This is a genomic window from Bacillus sp. YP1, assembly GCF_000877815.1.
GTDB classification, from domain to species: Bacteria; Bacillota; Bacilli; order Bacillales; family Bacillaceae; genus Bacillus; species Bacillus subtilis.
In genome coordinates, this window is record NZ_CP010014.1 from 2,391,644 (window position 1) to 2,406,038 (window position 14,395).

A 14,395-nucleotide genomic window follows, 5' to 3' on the forward strand; every position below is an offset into this window, starting at 1 on the left:
ATTCAAAAAATAAACATCATCTTCATTCTAAAAGTGAAGGAAGGTACCAACTAGACGGCAATGTATTGAAAAATGTTTCAATAGAACTAAACTTTTTCATTTTTTTCCGAAAAAAAAGCAGAAAACAAAATGTTTTCTGCCCTCTTTCTAATGCCAATGATAAGGGAATACATACAGCCTTTGCTGCTGCATTGCCATCAGCCTCTGCTGTCGGAATGGATTTCCATAACCATGTTTGAAGGAATGCGGCATGGACGCATAACCATGGCCAATCGACGGCAGTCTTTTTTGATAATCGTTCATCATGCCATCACCTGCCTCACAATAACGTTGATTTACTATATGCAGGCGCGCATTTTCTTGACAGCTATTTCGCTAAACTTGGTCCTTCTCCATTGTATAATGCATCAATAATTCCCTTCTAAGCATATGCCATTCCCCCTTCAGTTTTTTTCGTTGCTTTTAGCGCCAGTTTGTTAAATAAAGATGCTTTAACTGAGACTCTTTCATTTCATCATAAATCTGCTCAATCTGCTGTTCTCGTTCGAATTCTTCCAGGCTTTTAAACCGTTTTTTAATCGTTAACGTTAAAAAGAATAGGTTAATCGTCATATCGCTCACCCCCTTTCAAAGTCCGCATCAAGCGAAATAACCCGCGGCACAACCCTTCTGCCGCGGGCAAATAAAAACCGCAGACAAAAGAAGACACCAATGCCTCTACTGCCTGCGGGGAGTTGCGTATGTCCGACTATTCCGAATTTAATGCGTGCGATAAGCATCGGTTAAGGAAGGACACGAACTCTTCCACAGGCTGAATAAATCATGAACTTTTACATGTGTATCACGTACAGGTTGACGTCGTTGTCTCATTGTCATTTTGGTTCAGCCTCCTTTGCTTTTTTTCTTACTTTGTAAGTATATCCACCAAATTCCATTTTGTAAACAACTTTTTCTAAAAATGGACGGAAATTGTGCAAATCATCGAATGGATTTGCCCGTTGGTCATGACACCTGCTTCATTTCTTTTCTGGAGCGGTCTTTCTTATGATATGCAATAAAATAAATGAGACCGACAAATACAGCTCCGCCGATGACATTACCGATAAAAGCCGGAATGATGTTTCCGATGAACTGCCCCCACGTGAATGAGCCTGCAAAAATGGCAGCAGGAATCACAAACATGTTGGCGACAACGTGCTGAAATCCGATAGCCACAAAAGCCATGATTGGGAACCAGATGCCAAGGATTTTTCCTGCTGCGTCTTGGGCGCCGAAAGAAAGCCACACTGCAAGACATACAAGCCAGTTACAGCCGATGGCGGAAATGAGAACCTTGCCAAAGCTCATATCAAGCTTTCCTTGGGCAACGGCAATCGTTTTTTCTAAATAAGGACCTGTTTCAGTCAATCCAACCAAATGCCCGAAAAAGTAAGCAACAAACAATGCGCCGATTAAGTTCATAATTGTGACGATTCCCCAGTTAATCGCTAACTCTTTTACTGATATTTTTCTCGAAAATAACGCCATCGCAACTGACATCATATTGCCTGTGATCAGTTCAGCGCCAGCGAGAACGACAAGGATCAGGCCGACTGGAAATACTGCTGCACCAATCAAACTGGACAGGCTCCCCCATTCTTTCGGAAGATCGCCAATTACCCTGATATCAAGCAAATACCCAAGCGCGATAAATGCACCGCCTAAAAACCCCAGCACAAGCAGTGACGGCAGCGGGAGCTTTATTTTTTTCATCCCTGCTTCAATTGCTGCTTCCGCTATTTCATCCGGTTTTCGAAAAGCCATAATAAAACGCCTCCATTACTTCTTCTTTTCTCACAGTTATGCAAGAAAGGCAATAAAAAAGGCAGCACTCAAATAACCTGTGTCAAACCAGGCGTTTGAATGCTGCCTAACTTGTATGCATACCCATACAACAATATCAAGCAGTATATAAGATATTGAAAGAGAATATATACAGTTCGTGCATACATTCCATTGCTTTAGCCTTCTATAACTGTAGCAACATCATATCAAATGTGACAAATTTGTGTCAATGACAAATATACTAGCTTTGCAGAGCTTCTTTTTGCTCATCTATTTTTCGGTCAAAAACAAATACAGATACAGCGATGTTTTCCTCAATTTTAATATCAGAAAACAAATGGACTAGCTTAGCTCCCATAAGTTCCTCCATTCCTTCCGGTGTTTGTTTGGAATAAAGGTCTTGAATTAGGCTTGTCCGGGCCGCATGTACCATCTCTCTTCCTTCAGGCGTGCGGGCAATAAACTGCTCGCTTGCACTCAGATTTCCGTATAGTGTTGAAACTGCCATGTTTTCTACAAATACAGTATGAATTCTCTCAGGCCCTTTTCCGAACAATTCTTTGCGAAGTTTTCGAATAATATCATTGAATTCATGAATTTTTTTAGACATGCTGATTACCCCTTCCGATATTGCCTTATAAAGGCTTTTCCCGGTTCCCCTCAGGACATTTCACTTGGTTAAAATTTTCCTGCCATATTGTATTATAATAAATATCACATTATAATAAAAGCAGTGTTGATGGATTTGTAATAGGATCTTGTTATGAGTCTATCGTTTTATAAAAATCAAGGATTGGTCTGTTAGTAAGACTTGCTAGTGAACTATTCCGCCATGTGTGTTTACACCTTCTTAGAATTAAGGGCAGGTGTATCTATACATGGCTTTTTTTGACTTCTTGAAAGAAAGATGGAGGGGAATATGAATATGATGGACGTTAAGTCGATCAGTGTCCGTGTAGACGGAACAGAAATTCAAGCACGAGCAGGGGCCACAATTTTAGATATTTTAAATGAAAACGGAATTGAGTACCCGCAGATTTGCCACGTACCAGAGGTTGACCCGATTCAAACTTGTGATACTTGCATAGTAGAGGCAAACGGCAAGCTGGTTCGTTCATGCGCGACGGTTGCAGAAAACGGGATGTCTATTGATCTTTCAGGAAATCGAGTGAAAGAAGCGCAAACCGAAGCGATGGACCGCCTTCTTGAAAATCATTTGCTGTATTGTACAGTTTGCGATAACAACAATGGAAACTGTACGCTGCATAATACAGCGGAAATGATGGGGATCGAGCATCAAAAATACCCATACACGCCAAAAGAAGATCCTTCTTGCGCGGTTGATATGTCTCATCCTTTTTACCGCTATGATCCAAACCAATGTATTGCCTGCGGCCAGTGTGTTGAGGTCTGTCAAAACCTTCAGGTAAATGAAACACTCTCAATCGACTGGGAACGCGAACGCCCTCGCGTCATTTGGGATGAGGGAGTTCCGATCAATGAATCTTCCTGTGTCAGCTGCGGTCAGTGTGTAACAGTATGTCCATGTAATGCACTGATGGAAAAATCAATGCTCGGGCAGGCTGGTTTTATGACAGGCATTAAAGAGGACGTCATGGAACCGATGATTGATCTCGTGAAAAATGTTGAACCGGGGTATGGCAGCATTTTTGCCATTTCTGAAGTCGAAGCGGCAATGCGTGAAACGAGAACGAAAAAAACGAAAACTGTATGTACGTTCTGCGGTGTCGGATGTTCATTTGAAGTATGGACAAAAGGACGGGATATTTTAAAGATCCAGCCTGTTTCTGATGCTCCGGTTAACGCAATTTCCACATGTGTCAAAGGGAAATTCGGCTGGGATTTTGTCAATTCAAAAGAGCGGATCACAAAGCCTTTAATCCGTAAAAACGGAGCCTTTGTGGAATCTTCTTGGGAAGAAGCCCTCGATCTTGTCGCAAGCAGATTAGGATCAATTAAAGAGCAGTACGGTAAAGGCTCTGTAGGGTTTATTTCTTCTTCTAAAATTACGAATGAAGAAAACTACGTCATTCAAAAACTAGCGCGTCAGGTATTTGAAACAAACAACGTCGATAACTGCTCACGCTACTGCCAGTCTCCTGCTACAGACGGATTGTTCCGCACTGTCGGCATGGGCGGTGACGCCGGCACGATTAAAGATATTGCCAAAGCAGGCCTGGTCATCATTGTCGGTGCCAATCCGGCGGAAGGACACCCAGTGCTCGCAACACGCGTCAAACGGGCACACAAGCTCCACGGTCAAAAACTGATTGTTGCTGACCTGCGTAAAAATGAGATGGCTGAGCGATCTGATCTGTTCATCAGCCCTAAACAAGGCACAGACCAAGTTTGGCTGATGGCTGTTACGAAATATATGATCGACCAAGGCTGGCACGATCAGGCGTTTATTGATGAGAACGTCAATTACTTTGAAGATTATAAAGAAACCCTTAAAACGTATACGCTTGATTATGCAGAACGCATCACAGGCCTTTCAAAAGAAAACATCATTCAAATTGCTGAAATGATTCGTGATGCTGACGGCACTTGTGTCCTTTGGGGAATGGGTGTCACACAAAATACAGGCGGTTCTGATACATCAGCAGCCATTTCAAACCTGCTTCTCGCTACGGGCAACTATCGCCGTCCAGGTGCCGGCGCTTATCCTCTGCGCGGACACAATAACGTGCAAGGCGCATGTGATATGGGAACATTGCCTGGCTGGCTGCCGGGATATCAGCATATTACAGATGACAAAGCACGCGCTAAATTTGAAGAGGCATATGGTGTCGAGATTGATGGAAAGCCTGGTTTAGATAATATTCAAATGCTTCATGCCATTGAAGAAGGAAAAATGAAAGCTATGTATCTTGTCGGTGAGGATATGGCACTGGTCGATTCAAACGCGAACCATGTGCATGATATTTTATCAAGCCTTGATTTCTTCGTGGTACAGGACATCTTCCTGTCAAGAACAGCTCAATATGCTGATGTCGTCTTGCCGGCCACTCCTTCACTTGAAAAAGACGGAACATTTACCAACACAGAACGCCGTGTCCAGCGATTGTATCAGGCGCTTCCGACGCTTGGTGACGCAAAACCGGACTGGTGGATTATTCAAGAGGTGGCAAACCGTTTAGGAGCGAATTGGAATTACAGCCATCCAAGTGACATTTTCTCTGAAATGGCGAGTCTTTCTCCTCTGTTTGCCAAAGCAAGCTATGAGGTGCTTGAAGGCTGGAACAGCTTCCTATGGGGCAGCTTCACAGGTGAAAGCACACCGCTTCTGTATGAAGACGGATTTAATTTCCCTGACAAAAAAGCCCGCTTTGCCCTTTCTGATTGGACCGAGCCAGCGGCATTTCCGGAGGAATATGACCTTCATATCAATAACGGCCGGATGCTGGAGCATTTCCACGAAGGAAACATGACAAATAAATCGAAAGGCATCCAAGCGAAAGTGCCGAATGTATTCGTTGAGATCTCACCTGAGCTTGCACAAGAGCGAGGTGTTTGTGACGGTTCGCTTGTACGGCTCGTTTCTCCGTTCGGAGCAGTCAAATTGAACGCGCTGATCACAGACCGGGTACGGAAAAATGAACTCTATTTGCCAATGAACTCGACAGACAAGGAGTCAGCGATTAACTTCTTGACGGGCCCTGCAGCTGATAAACGGACGAACACGCCTGCTTATAAACAGACAAAGGTCCGCATGGAAGTGCTTGGCGGCTGTGAAACAGCGCCGCTTCCAAAAACAAATCCGCGCAACAAAAAACGGCATCCGCAAAACGGAGTCGAAGCAGAAAGAAAATGGAACCGCCCTGGCTATGTACATCTGACTGATTAAACGATAGGAGGAAAACGAATGGCCACTCCGATTACGACGATCAAAAAAGAAACAAAAACAGCTGAGCAAATTAAGCTTGAAAAAATAGAAGAACTGAAAGAGCTGCTGGCGGAAAATGAGGACGCCGTCTCTAAAACGATGACGTTAATGAATGAACTCAATGATCTTGGAATTTTTGATGCGGCAACAAGCATGCTCAGAGCGAAGGAAGACATTGCCAAGATTGCGCTTGGCCAAGTTTCCCGCGAGCCTGTCACCAACCTCATCAACACGATGATGGCCGCCGGAGGCGCATTGACAAAAGCCGATCCTGAGTTTACAGCAAAGCTTTTAGAAAGCGTAATGGCTGGGACTGAACAGGCACAAAGCTTTTTAAAAGAAGACAAGAAAGTCGGGATTCTCGACCTGTTAAAAGCAATGAACGATCCTGACATCAACAGAGCCGTCGGGTTCGGCCTTCAGTTTTTAAAAGGCATGGGAAAAGAACTTCGAGAACAATAACAGAAAAACAGCCATCTCTGATGATGGCTGTTTTTTTATTCGTCGGCTTCTTCCAGACGCTTCTTGTAAATAAGTGAACGGTCAGCGCAAAAGAAGGCACCGGCTAAAAATACGCAATCCGCTAAAAACATCGTCGATTTCTGGCCTAATGTTAAGCCTTGATCAGGGAGAACTGCGCCTATATATAAAAAAGTGCTGACTGCAAGCAATGTAAAAGCAAAATGCTTGTAGTCTTCTTTTAAAGATTTCATTCTATTTTTGTTCAAAAGAATCACCTGCCAGATTCATAGTATACGACTATTATAATATAATCCGGCGGCTTACAGAGAAAGTAATTCTATCCATTTGTTATATATTTTCAAGCGCTTGGCCGATATCTTCCAACAAGTCTTCCGCATCTTCAATTCCTACAGAAATTCTGATCAAGCCGTCCGTAATGCCGAGCTCAAGCCGGCGTTCTCTCGGAATAGAGGCATGTGTCATTCTTGCAGGAACAGAAATTAAGCTTTCAACCGCCCCCAGGCTTTCAGCAATGGTAAACAGTTTCAGATTTCCTAAAAACGCATCAACCCGTTCTTCACTGCCAATATCAAAGGAGATCATGCCGCCGAAGCCCGCTCCTTGCGTTTTTGCAAGCTCATGTCCGGGATGATTTGAAGAACCAGGGTAATATAACGTTTGGACAGCAGGGTGATTCTCAAGAAAGCTTGCGATTTTCCGCGCATTTTGATCGATCGCTTCCATTCTGAGTCCCAACGTTTTGATTCCTCTCATTAACAGCCAGGAATCTTGAGGGCCGAGCACGCCGCCTGTGGAGTTTTGCACAAAATGCAGCTCTTCTCCAAGCTCTTTCGAAGCTGTCACAACTAAACCTCCGACGACATCACTGTGTCCGCCAAGATATTTTGTCGCACTGTGCAGTACGATATCAGCGCCTAAAGTAAGCGGCTGTTGAAAATAAGGAGTATTAAAGGTATTGTCTACGATAAGCAGAACACCCGCTTTTTTTGCGATATCAGCCATGAGCGTCAGGTCGGTGATTTTGAGCAACGGGTTTGTCGGTGTTTCAATATAAATTGCTTTTGTATTAGGGCGAATCGCTTTTTCAACTTCTTCCCTGCTGCTCGTATCAACAAATGTTGATTCAATGCCAAGACGGTTAAGCACCTTTGTCATCACGCGATATGTTCCGCCGTACACATCATCAGTCAACACGACATGATCTCCGCTGTTAAACAGCATCATAACCGCTGTAATGGCAGCCATTCCTGAGCTGAACGCATAGCCTGCTTCCCCGCTTTCCAGTTCTGTCACAAGTGCTTCGAGAGCGGTTCGAGTCGGATTGGCCGTTCTTGAATACTCGTAGCCTGTATGCTGCCCTGCTTTCGGCTGCTTGTACGTGCTTACTTGATAAATCGGCACGGAAACTGCGCCTGTTTTCTCATCACCTGTGATTCCGCCATGTATCATCAATGTTTTTTTCTTCATATCAGATGCCTCCTTCGTATATTTGTTTGCTGATATATCGATCGCTGCTGTCAGGAAATACTGTGACAATGTTAGTTCCAGCGGATGCTTTTTTCGCTTCCTCCAATGCCGCATAAAGCGCTGCACCTGAAGAGCTTCCGATCAGCAGGCCTTCTTTTTCTGCCGCTTCTTTCACAAGTCTAAACGCATTCTCATCTGTTACGGTGTAGATCTCGTCAAAATGGCTCTTATCCATATAATCGGGGATAAACTCCATGCCGATGCCCTCTGTTTTATGAGCGTGGGGCTCTCCTCCGTTTAAAATCGAGCCCACCGGTTCAACAATCACCGTTTTGACTGCTGGATTTTTTTCTTTTAAGAAGGAAGCTGTCCCTGCGAATGTGCCTCCTGATCCTGCCCCTGCGACAAATGTATGAATATTCCCGTCAAGCGCTTCCCACATTTCAGGTCCAAGCGTCTTATAGTAAGTCGATGGATTTACTCGGTTTTTAAATTGCAAAACGCAATAAGAATTTTCAATTTCAGTCTCCAGCTGAATGGCTTTTTGAATGGCTCCCTGCATTCCGTCTTGACGCGGTGTATGAATGATTGATGCGCCAAGCGCTTGCATAATTTGCTGTTTCTCTCTGCTGAAATGTTCAGGGACACAGAAAATCGCTTTCAGCCCATATTTTCTGGCACTTAACGCAAGGCCGATCCCTGTATTGCCTGCCGTAGCTTCTATAATCACTCCGCCGGGTTTCACTTTGCCTGAATCGAGCGCGTCACGAATCAGCATATCTCCCAGTCTGTCTTTGATGCTTCCCCCTGGATTCATCATTTCAAGCTTGGCATACACCGCGACTCCTTCTGGAACATCAAAGTTCTTCAAGCGGAGAAGCGGTGTATTCCCAATCAGCTCGGTAATGTCCGTAATCACTGTCATATATGTCCTCCTCCTTAATAGAGGTTGTTTTTAGAGAAAAACGGAGGAGAACGTTCTCCCCGTTTTAATGAATTCGTTTGATCACCTTTAACACAAGCTCTGTTGAATGAACAGCCGCCTGCTCTAAAAATTGGTCAAATGAAACATGTGATTCTTTGCCTGCGATATCTGATAACGCTCTGATGACGACAAACGGCGTTTTAAATTGATGGCATACTTGAGCCACTGCCGCAGCCTCCATTTCAACCGCGTACAGATCAGAAAATCTCGCACGCACCTCTTCAACCCGCTTCGGATCGTTCATGAAAGAATCGCCTGTTGCAATCGTTCCTTTTGCAACCTGAATGCCGTCGAGTTCAGATACCGCTTCTTCAGTGATGCTGATCAGCTTTTCATCCGCCGCATAAGCAGCCGGAAGACCCGGCACTTGGCCGTATTCATAGTCAAAAGCCGTTACGTCTACATCATGGTGGCGAACGTCAGTGGAAATGACGACATCCCCTACATTCAATGTATGATGAAATCCGCCGGCTGAGCCTGTGTTAATGACATAATCAGGCTTGTAACGGTCAAGCAGAAGCGTCGTGCTGATAGCAGCATTTACTTTTCCAATTCCTGATTTTAAAAGAATCACTTCAGTTCCTTCATATTCGCCTGTTGTAAATTCACAGTGTGCGATCGTTTCTGTTTTTGCATTTTCAAGTTTGTTTCTTAAGATGGTAACTTCCTCTTCCATTGCTCCGATGACTGCTAGTCTCATCTATTCACATTCCCTTCACTTTACCGTTTGATCGCCTCCATTATCCACACGAAGTCGTTTTGCTGAGTGAATCGGACTGCAAAACCTTCAGCTGTAAACATTTCTTTCAACGCATCCAATGTAGGATAATGCTCTGTCTCTAAATCATTTGCAAGCTGATAAAAGCCTTGAGAACGGGCTTTATCGATAGCCTGTTGATACGCTTGCGCATTTTCAAAGACGGTATCGGCAAACACTATTTTATCATGCAAGTGAAGGTATTTGCCATATTGCTTTATGGCAGCCCGCTTTTCTTCGTCAGTCAAATGATGAAAAGCATATGAACTGACAATCGTATCAGCCTGAAATGGCGGCTCAGGGAATGTCAGGAAGTCTCCATCAACGATTTCCGTCCTGCCTGAGAGCTTGTCAGAAGCCAGTTTACGCATTGCTGGAGAAGGTTCGATTCCAAATACAGTTTTGCCTGCATCGAGCAGCTTAGCTGTCAAATTCCCGGTCCCCGGGCCAAATTCTAACACATGCGTTCCAGATTTTCTGACGATGGCATCAAGGATATGATCGTAGCCTCTGAACGCTTCTTTATACTGAATATCTAAACCTTGTACTGTTTGATCATAAGTTGCTGCCCAATCTTCAAAGAGAGGGATAAATTCACGGCCCATATTTGTCACACTCCATATTTAATAATTCCTATAAGTATACTATGGATTAATGATGGAACAGTTCCTATAATACCACATCTTCTGAAAAGCAGGTACTAAAACACTTTGTGTATTTTATGCCATCTCATATTGCGCATTGACCGCAAAAAAGCTTATACTTCATATGACTTGTGAAAGCTGGAGGGTCAAGACATGAATTTTCAATTAGATCTGATTAAAGACAAAGTGGAATTTTTTGAAGCGGCTTCATTGCAGGAGCTTGAAAAGAAAATCAATACACAAATTGAAAACAATAAAGCCATCATGCTCCGGGTGAAATCTGTTTCACACCAAACTGCTGTGGCAGAAGGAAGAATATTGTACAGCGCGGTGGTTCATTTCTCAGCTGAAGCCTAAAACAAAAGCAGCCGGTTTTAACCCGGCTGCTTTTGTTTATTTTAGCTTTTCTACTTTTGTCGGCTTCCAGCCTTTTTCATCGACCCATGTAATCGTGACTTGATATTTATTCCCAGTCGCCTTGTCCAAAATCTTGCCTTTGGCATCCTGAGGGCTGCCGTTATTTCCAAGCCAGAGCACCGTCATGTTATCTGTTGAGACACCAGTTGCGTACGAAATGGCTTTCAGCATCTCAGCCCAGTCTTGTGAGCTTGAATCATAAGTAGCGGCATGCTCGCCAGTCTGCTCAGTTCCGACTGCTTTCCAGTCAGGATTTTCATACGTTTTTTCCACATCGCTCGATGAGCCGCCTTCTGTTACTTTTGCATCTTTAAGCCCGTCACCGGCTGAATCTGAGCTTGAATCTGAATCAGAGTCATCTTTTTTAGAAGAAGAATCATCTTTTTTGGAATCAGAGTCAGAAGACTTCTCAGAATCCTTTTCGCTGTCAGATGTATCTTTCTTGCTGTCTTTTATATCCTCATCCGATTTCTTTTCCGTCTTTCCTGAAGCCGGAGATTCCTGTTTTTGCGCCGTTTCAGAATCCTTGCTGACATCTTTGCTAGAAGGACTGTTAATGAAGAGATTCGCTGCTACTACGACAATTAGTATGGATACGATTGCGATTAAAATGTTAAGCACTAAATTGGCTTTTCTGCGTTTATCACGATTTTCATAACGAGATTGATTATTGCTCAATAATTCTGCACTCCTTTATCCCTCTTGGCTCAGCATATATTTTAACATGTGCTGAGAAGTTGTTCTATTTCTGATTGATTTCAATTTCGTGTACTTTTTTAACAATATCATAAAACACCGAATTTGTCAGAGCCTTATCTCCCGGTGTATCCATGTGTAAAACAACTAGAGCGTATTTCGGCTTATCCGCGGGAAAATATCCGGCAAACCATTTTTCGTAGAGCGTTTCCTTCTCTTTTGAAAGCTTGCCTGTCTGGGCTGTGCCCGACTTCCCTGCTACAGTATACGGAAGATCTTGAAACCTTCTGCCCGTTCCGGAAGGAGATTCTACTACCCGCCGCAGTATTTTTTGAAGCTGCTGTGACGTATATTTGTCTATCGTTTCCCCTTTGAGCTTCTGATCTTTAAACGTAACGAGCGTTGTGCCGTTCTTATACTCAATTTGTTCGGCAATTTTCACCTGCCGTTTTTCTCCGCCGCGGGCGATTGTCGCCATCATATTGGCTACCTCCAGCGGCGTTACCTTTACATTTTTCTGCCCGATTGCTGTTTGCGCAATGGCTTTTTTGACTGATTTGTCTTTTTCATCCCCCCAAATCACGCCGCTTTTTTCGTTATACAGCTGGCGGAAATCGGTTTCGTGGTACAGTTTTCCCTCCCAGCCTGCCCGATCAGTGAGAGCCAGCTTCTCGGACATATCTTCAATAACCGAGCTGTCTTTTTTCATTAATTGTTCTGCAAGACTCGTAAATGTGTAATTACAGCTTTGGGCAAAACTTTCATCAAAAGACAAGGTGCCTTTGTCGTCCCCCGGTTCCCCGTACAGGTTTAAATTGCAATTAAAGGTTTGACTAGGCTTCACCATATTATTTTCGATTGCAGCTGCGGCAATGACTGTTTTAAAAACTGATCCGGGATAGATTGGCGTCAGCATATAATTTTGAAGTGTGTTTTGCCGGGACACGTCTGCATCTGGTTTGCTTACAATTCCCAGAACACTGCTATTTTCGATGTCCAGCAGCACAGCTCCTCCCTTTTTCAGCCCCTGTTCATCCAATACCTCCTCCATCGCTTTTTGAATGCTTTGATCGATCGTTGTTTTGATCTGGAGCGGATAAAATGTATTGGCTTCAGCTGTATATTTGACGTCCATGCCAAACAAAGGGTTTCCTTTTCCGTCCACATGATATAAAAGCTTTGTGTCTTGTTCCGGAAGCAAAAACTCGTCAAATGTCCGTTCTAAACCGGTTGTTCCGATTTCTGTTGTAATCGGAAGGCTCTCCTTGTCAGGATATTTCTTGCGAAGCAGCGCCGGATCTTGGTTCGTGCTCCCTATCGTATGTGAAGCAAGGCTGGGCTTGTCTTCATTCTCCATATATACGCCGTAAATGCCGGGATATTTCAAAGAATTGATTTTTGTGATAGATTGTTTTGAAAGTGTTTTGATTTTCTTTTGCTGCAAAATGACCGGTTTTTTTGCCTGACCTAGTGTCTGGCGCAAATCATCTTCAGACATGCCGAGGATGTCCGCAACTTTTTTGATCGGCCAATCCTGCGTCAGCAGAAAAGGGAACAAAACAACCGCAGGCTCGCTTTGTCCTGTCAGCGCCCGCCCGTTTCGATCTAAAAAAGAGCCTCTTCCATCTGAAATGAGCACTTCCTCCGTCCGCTGTTTCACACTTTCTTGAATCAAATTAATTTTCTTTTTAGAAAATGATTCTGTGAAAAACAGCTGGATTTCTGCAAGTCTCAGCAGAAGCAGAAAAAATACAATCAAAAAAGCGATGACTGCCAGCTTCATTCGTTTCGATATCTTCATAAAAAAACACCTCACCCACATTGTGGACGAGGTGTTTCGCTGCTAAACAGATATTATGAAATTTTCACAATTTTCACGAGCATTTCTCCGCCCGGTGTTTGTACTGTGACTTCTTCATCTACTTTTTTGCCCAAGAGGCTTTTTGCGATCGGTGAATCGTTTGAGATTTTCCCTTCAAACGGGTCAGCTTCCGCGCTTCCGACGATCGTATATGATTCTTCATCACCGTCAGGCAGTTCGACGAAAGTGACGGTTTTACCCAAACCGACAACGTTAGAGCCGCCGTCATCTTCAATGATTTTCGCATTGCGAATCATATTTTCAAGAGTCGTCACGCGGCCCTCTACAAATGCCTGCTCTTCTTTCGCTGAATCGTATTCAGAGTTCTCGGAAAGGTCTCCGAAGCTTCTCGCAATTTTGATTCGCTCTACTACTTCTTTTCGTTTAACCGTTTTCAAATATTCTAATTCTTGTTCAAGTTTTTGTTTTCCTTCTGCAGTCATAGGAAAAACTTTCTCTTGTGCCATGTCCCTTCACTCCTTCTGGTTGTCCCTCAACATCTTCGATTATGTATGAGAGCATAAACTAAAAAATACAAGAATGAGAACACAGGGCAGTCCTCGTTCTTCTCTCCCATATAGGTACTGTTTATCTTAAACTGAATCGTGTCGTTCTGCAAATATTTCGCGTTTATAAACAGGGAAAGAAGGGAATTCGCACATTCCCTTCCTGCCTATACATAATATGGTCAGAGTTATTTATGTCTATGCTATGGTATTACAAAATCGCGTTTTGTTCAAGAATGGTTTGAATTTTTGTGACCATCAGATCAATTGCGACGTGATTCTGACCGCCTTCCGGGATAATAATATCAGCGTATCGTTTCGTCGGCTCGACGAATTGGTTATGCATCGGACGGACCACTGACACATATTGTTCAATGACAGAATCAATAGAGCGTCCGCGCTCATTAATATCTCTCATAATCCGTCTGATGATACGCAAGTCAGCGTCCGTATCAACATAAAGCTTGATATCCATCAGATCACGAAGCCTTTTGTCTTCAAGAACAAGAATGCCTTCAAGGATAATAACATCCTTTGGCTCTACGTGAACCGTTTCTTCTGAACGTGTGTGAAGCTTATAGTCATAAATCGGCTTTTCAATCGGGCGGTAATTCAATAGATCTTGAATATGCTCGATTAAATAGTCATTATCAAACGCAAGCGGATGATCATAGTTTGTGTTCAGCCTTTCTTCAAACGGAAGATGGCTTTGGTCTTTATAATAAAGGTCCTGCTGGATCATTAAAATTGAGTGTCCTTTAAACTGTTCATAAATGGACCGTGTGACACTCGTTTTTCCTGAACCGGAACCTCCTGCGATTCCAATGACTACTGGATTCTTACCCATG

General features: G+C 43.5%; 16 protein-coding genes. 3 read left to right on the forward strand and 13 right to left on the reverse strand.

The window, feature by feature from the left end:
• Positions 1-147: 147 nt before the first annotated feature.
• The 4 genes from QF06_RS21865 to QF06_RS11795 form a co-directional block, all read right to left on the reverse strand.
• Positions 148-306, reverse strand: a complete 159-nt coding sequence (locus QF06_RS21865) for a hypothetical protein (RefSeq protein ID WP_003229817.1) — start codon at positions 304-306, stop codon at positions 148-150.
• A 156-nt stretch (positions 307-462) separates the two neighbouring features.
• Positions 463-612 (reverse strand): YrzI family small protein, encoded by a 150-nt coding sequence (locus QF06_RS21355; RefSeq protein ID WP_004399102.1) that lies wholly within the window; start codon positions 610-612, stop codon positions 463-465.
• Positions 613-1,002: 390 nt separating this feature from the next.
• Positions 1,003-1,803, reverse strand: coding sequence for a formate/nitrite transporter family protein (locus QF06_RS11790; RefSeq protein WP_003229815.1), 801 nt, complete (start codon positions 1,801-1,803; stop codon positions 1,003-1,005).
• 262 nt (positions 1,804-2,065) lie between these two features.
• Positions 2,066-2,434 carry a Na-translocating system protein MpsC family protein gene (locus QF06_RS11795; protein WP_004398508.1) on the reverse strand — a complete coding sequence of 123 codons (369 nt, stop codon included), beginning with the start codon at positions 2,432-2,434 and terminating at the stop codon, positions 2,066-2,068.
• A 315-nt stretch (positions 2,435-2,749) separates the two neighbouring features.
• On the opposite strand from QF06_RS11795, the gene fdhF reads away from it, so the two are divergent.
• Positions 2,750-5,692: a formate dehydrogenase subunit alpha gene (gene fdhF, locus QF06_RS11800; RefSeq protein ID WP_010886582.1), complete on the forward strand. Its 2,943-nt coding sequence runs from the start codon at positions 2,750-2,752 to the stop codon at positions 5,690-5,692.
• Between the two features lie 18 nt (positions 5,693-5,710).
• The gene (locus QF06_RS11805; RefSeq protein ID WP_003246168.1) at positions 5,711-6,193 is read left to right on the forward strand and encodes a helical membrane plugin domain-containing protein; all 483 of its coding nucleotides are present in this window, start codon (positions 5,711-5,713) and stop codon (positions 6,191-6,193) included.
• Positions 6,194-6,228: 35 nt separating this feature from the next.
• Here QF06_RS11805 and QF06_RS11810 read toward each other — a convergent pair whose 3' ends face one another.
• From QF06_RS11810 to QF06_RS11830, 5 genes are all read right to left on the reverse strand, one after another.
• The gene (locus QF06_RS11810) at positions 6,229-6,459 is read right to left on the reverse strand and encodes a YrhC family protein (RefSeq protein ID WP_003237358.1); all 231 of its coding nucleotides are present in this window, start codon (positions 6,457-6,459) and stop codon (positions 6,229-6,231) included.
• An 82-nt stretch (positions 6,460-6,541) separates the two neighbouring features.
• Positions 6,542-7,681, reverse strand: a complete 1,140-nt coding sequence (locus QF06_RS11815; protein WP_003229810.1) for a bifunctional cystathionine gamma-lyase/homocysteine desulfhydrase — start codon at positions 7,679-7,681, stop codon at positions 6,542-6,544.
• A 1-nt stretch (position 7,682) separates the two neighbouring features.
• A complete protein-coding gene (locus QF06_RS11820) occupies positions 7,683-8,606 on the reverse strand; it encodes an O-acetylserine dependent cystathionine beta-synthase (RefSeq protein ID WP_003229809.1) in 924 nt (307 codons plus the stop codon).
• A gap of 64 nt (positions 8,607-8,670) precedes the next feature.
• Positions 8,671-9,366 (reverse strand): 5'-methylthioadenosine/S-adenosylhomocysteine nucleosidase, encoded by a 696-nt coding sequence (gene mtnN, locus QF06_RS11825; RefSeq protein ID WP_009967881.1) that lies wholly within the window; start codon positions 9,364-9,366, stop codon positions 8,671-8,673.
• Positions 9,367-9,386: 20 nt separating this feature from the next.
• Positions 9,387-10,028: a class I SAM-dependent DNA methyltransferase gene (locus QF06_RS11830; protein WP_003229807.1), complete on the reverse strand. Its 642-nt coding sequence runs from the start codon at positions 10,026-10,028 to the stop codon at positions 9,387-9,389.
• A gap of 192 nt (positions 10,029-10,220) precedes the next feature.
• On the opposite strand from QF06_RS11830, the gene QF06_RS11835 reads away from it, so the two are divergent.
• Positions 10,221-10,424, forward strand: a complete 204-nt coding sequence (locus tag QF06_RS11835) for a YrzA family protein (protein ID WP_003229806.1) — start codon at positions 10,221-10,223, stop codon at positions 10,422-10,424.
• Positions 10,425-10,460: 36 nt separating this feature from the next.
• Here the strand turns inward: QF06_RS11835 and QF06_RS11840 are convergent, their stop codons facing one another.
• The 4 genes from QF06_RS11840 to udk form a co-directional block, all read right to left on the reverse strand.
• On the reverse strand, positions 10,461-11,162 hold the full coding sequence (locus tag QF06_RS11840) for a YrrS family protein (protein ID WP_003246156.1): 702 nt from the start codon (positions 11,160-11,162) through the stop codon (positions 10,461-10,463).
• Between the two features lie 64 nt (positions 11,163-11,226).
• Entirely contained in the window at positions 11,227-12,981 is a 1,755-nt protein-coding gene (locus tag QF06_RS11845; protein WP_004398903.1) for a peptidoglycan D,D-transpeptidase FtsI family protein, read from the reverse strand.
• A gap of 53 nt (positions 12,982-13,034) precedes the next feature.
• Positions 13,035-13,508 carry a transcription elongation factor GreA gene (greA, locus tag QF06_RS11850; RefSeq protein ID WP_004399078.1) on the reverse strand — a complete coding sequence of 158 codons (474 nt, stop codon included), beginning with the start codon at positions 13,506-13,508 and terminating at the stop codon, positions 13,035-13,037.
• Between the two features lie 250 nt (positions 13,509-13,758).
• Complete coding sequence (gene udk, locus QF06_RS11855) at positions 13,759-14,394, reverse strand: uridine kinase (RefSeq protein WP_003225916.1); 636 nt, start codon at positions 14,392-14,394, stop codon at positions 13,759-13,761.
• Position 14,395 lies beyond the last annotated feature (1 nt).

What these genes read in the sequence shown, in the direction of transcription:
- QF06_RS11790 (WP_003229815.1), bottom strand. Translation starts at nt 1,803, where the DNA reads ATGGCTTTTCGAAAACCGGATGAAATAGCGGAAGCAGCAATTGAAGCA.
- QF06_RS11845 (WP_004398903.1), bottom strand. Translation starts at nt 12,981, where the DNA reads ATGAAGATATCGAAACGAATGAAGCTGGCAGTCATCGCTTTTTTGATT.
- QF06_RS11820 (WP_003229809.1), bottom strand. Translation starts at nt 8,606, where the DNA reads ATGACAGTGATTACGGACATTACCGAGCTGATTGGGAATACACCGCTT.
- QF06_RS11835 (WP_003229806.1), top strand. Translation starts at nt 10,221, where the DNA reads ATGAATTTTCAATTAGATCTGATTAAAGACAAAGTGGAATTTTTTGAA.
- QF06_RS11830 (WP_003229807.1), bottom strand. Translation starts at nt 10,028, where the DNA reads ATGGGCCGTGAATTTATCCCTCTCTTTGAAGATTGGGCAGCAACTTAT.
- mtnN (WP_009967881.1), bottom strand. Translation starts at nt 9,366, where the DNA reads ATGAGACTAGCAGTCATCGGAGCAATGGAAGAGGAAGTTACCATCTTA.
- udk (WP_003225916.1), bottom strand. Translation starts at nt 14,394, where the DNA reads ATGGGTAAGAATCCAGTAGTCATTGGAATCGCAGGAGGTTCCGGTTCA.
- greA (WP_004399078.1), bottom strand. Translation starts at nt 13,508, where the DNA reads ATGGCACAAGAGAAAGTTTTTCCTATGACTGCAGAAGGAAAACAAAAA.
- fdhF (WP_010886582.1), top strand. Translation starts at nt 2,750, where the DNA reads ATGATGGACGTTAAGTCGATCAGTGTCCGTGTAGACGGAACAGAAATT.
- QF06_RS11795 (WP_004398508.1), bottom strand. Translation starts at nt 2,434, where the DNA reads ATGTCTAAAAAAATTCATGAATTCAATGATATTATTCGAAAACTTCGC.
- QF06_RS11815 (WP_003229810.1), bottom strand. Translation starts at nt 7,681, where the DNA reads ATGAAGAAAAAAACATTGATGATACATGGCGGAATCACAGGTGATGAG.
- QF06_RS21355 (WP_004399102.1), bottom strand. Translation starts at nt 612, where the DNA reads ATGACGATTAACCTATTCTTTTTAACGTTAACGATTAAAAAACGGTTT.
- QF06_RS11805 (WP_003246168.1), top strand. Translation starts at nt 5,711, where the DNA reads ATGGCCACTCCGATTACGACGATCAAAAAAGAAACAAAAACAGCTGAG.
- QF06_RS21865 (WP_003229817.1), bottom strand. Translation starts at nt 306, where the DNA reads ATGATGAACGATTATCAAAAAAGACTGCCGTCGATTGGCCATGGTTAT.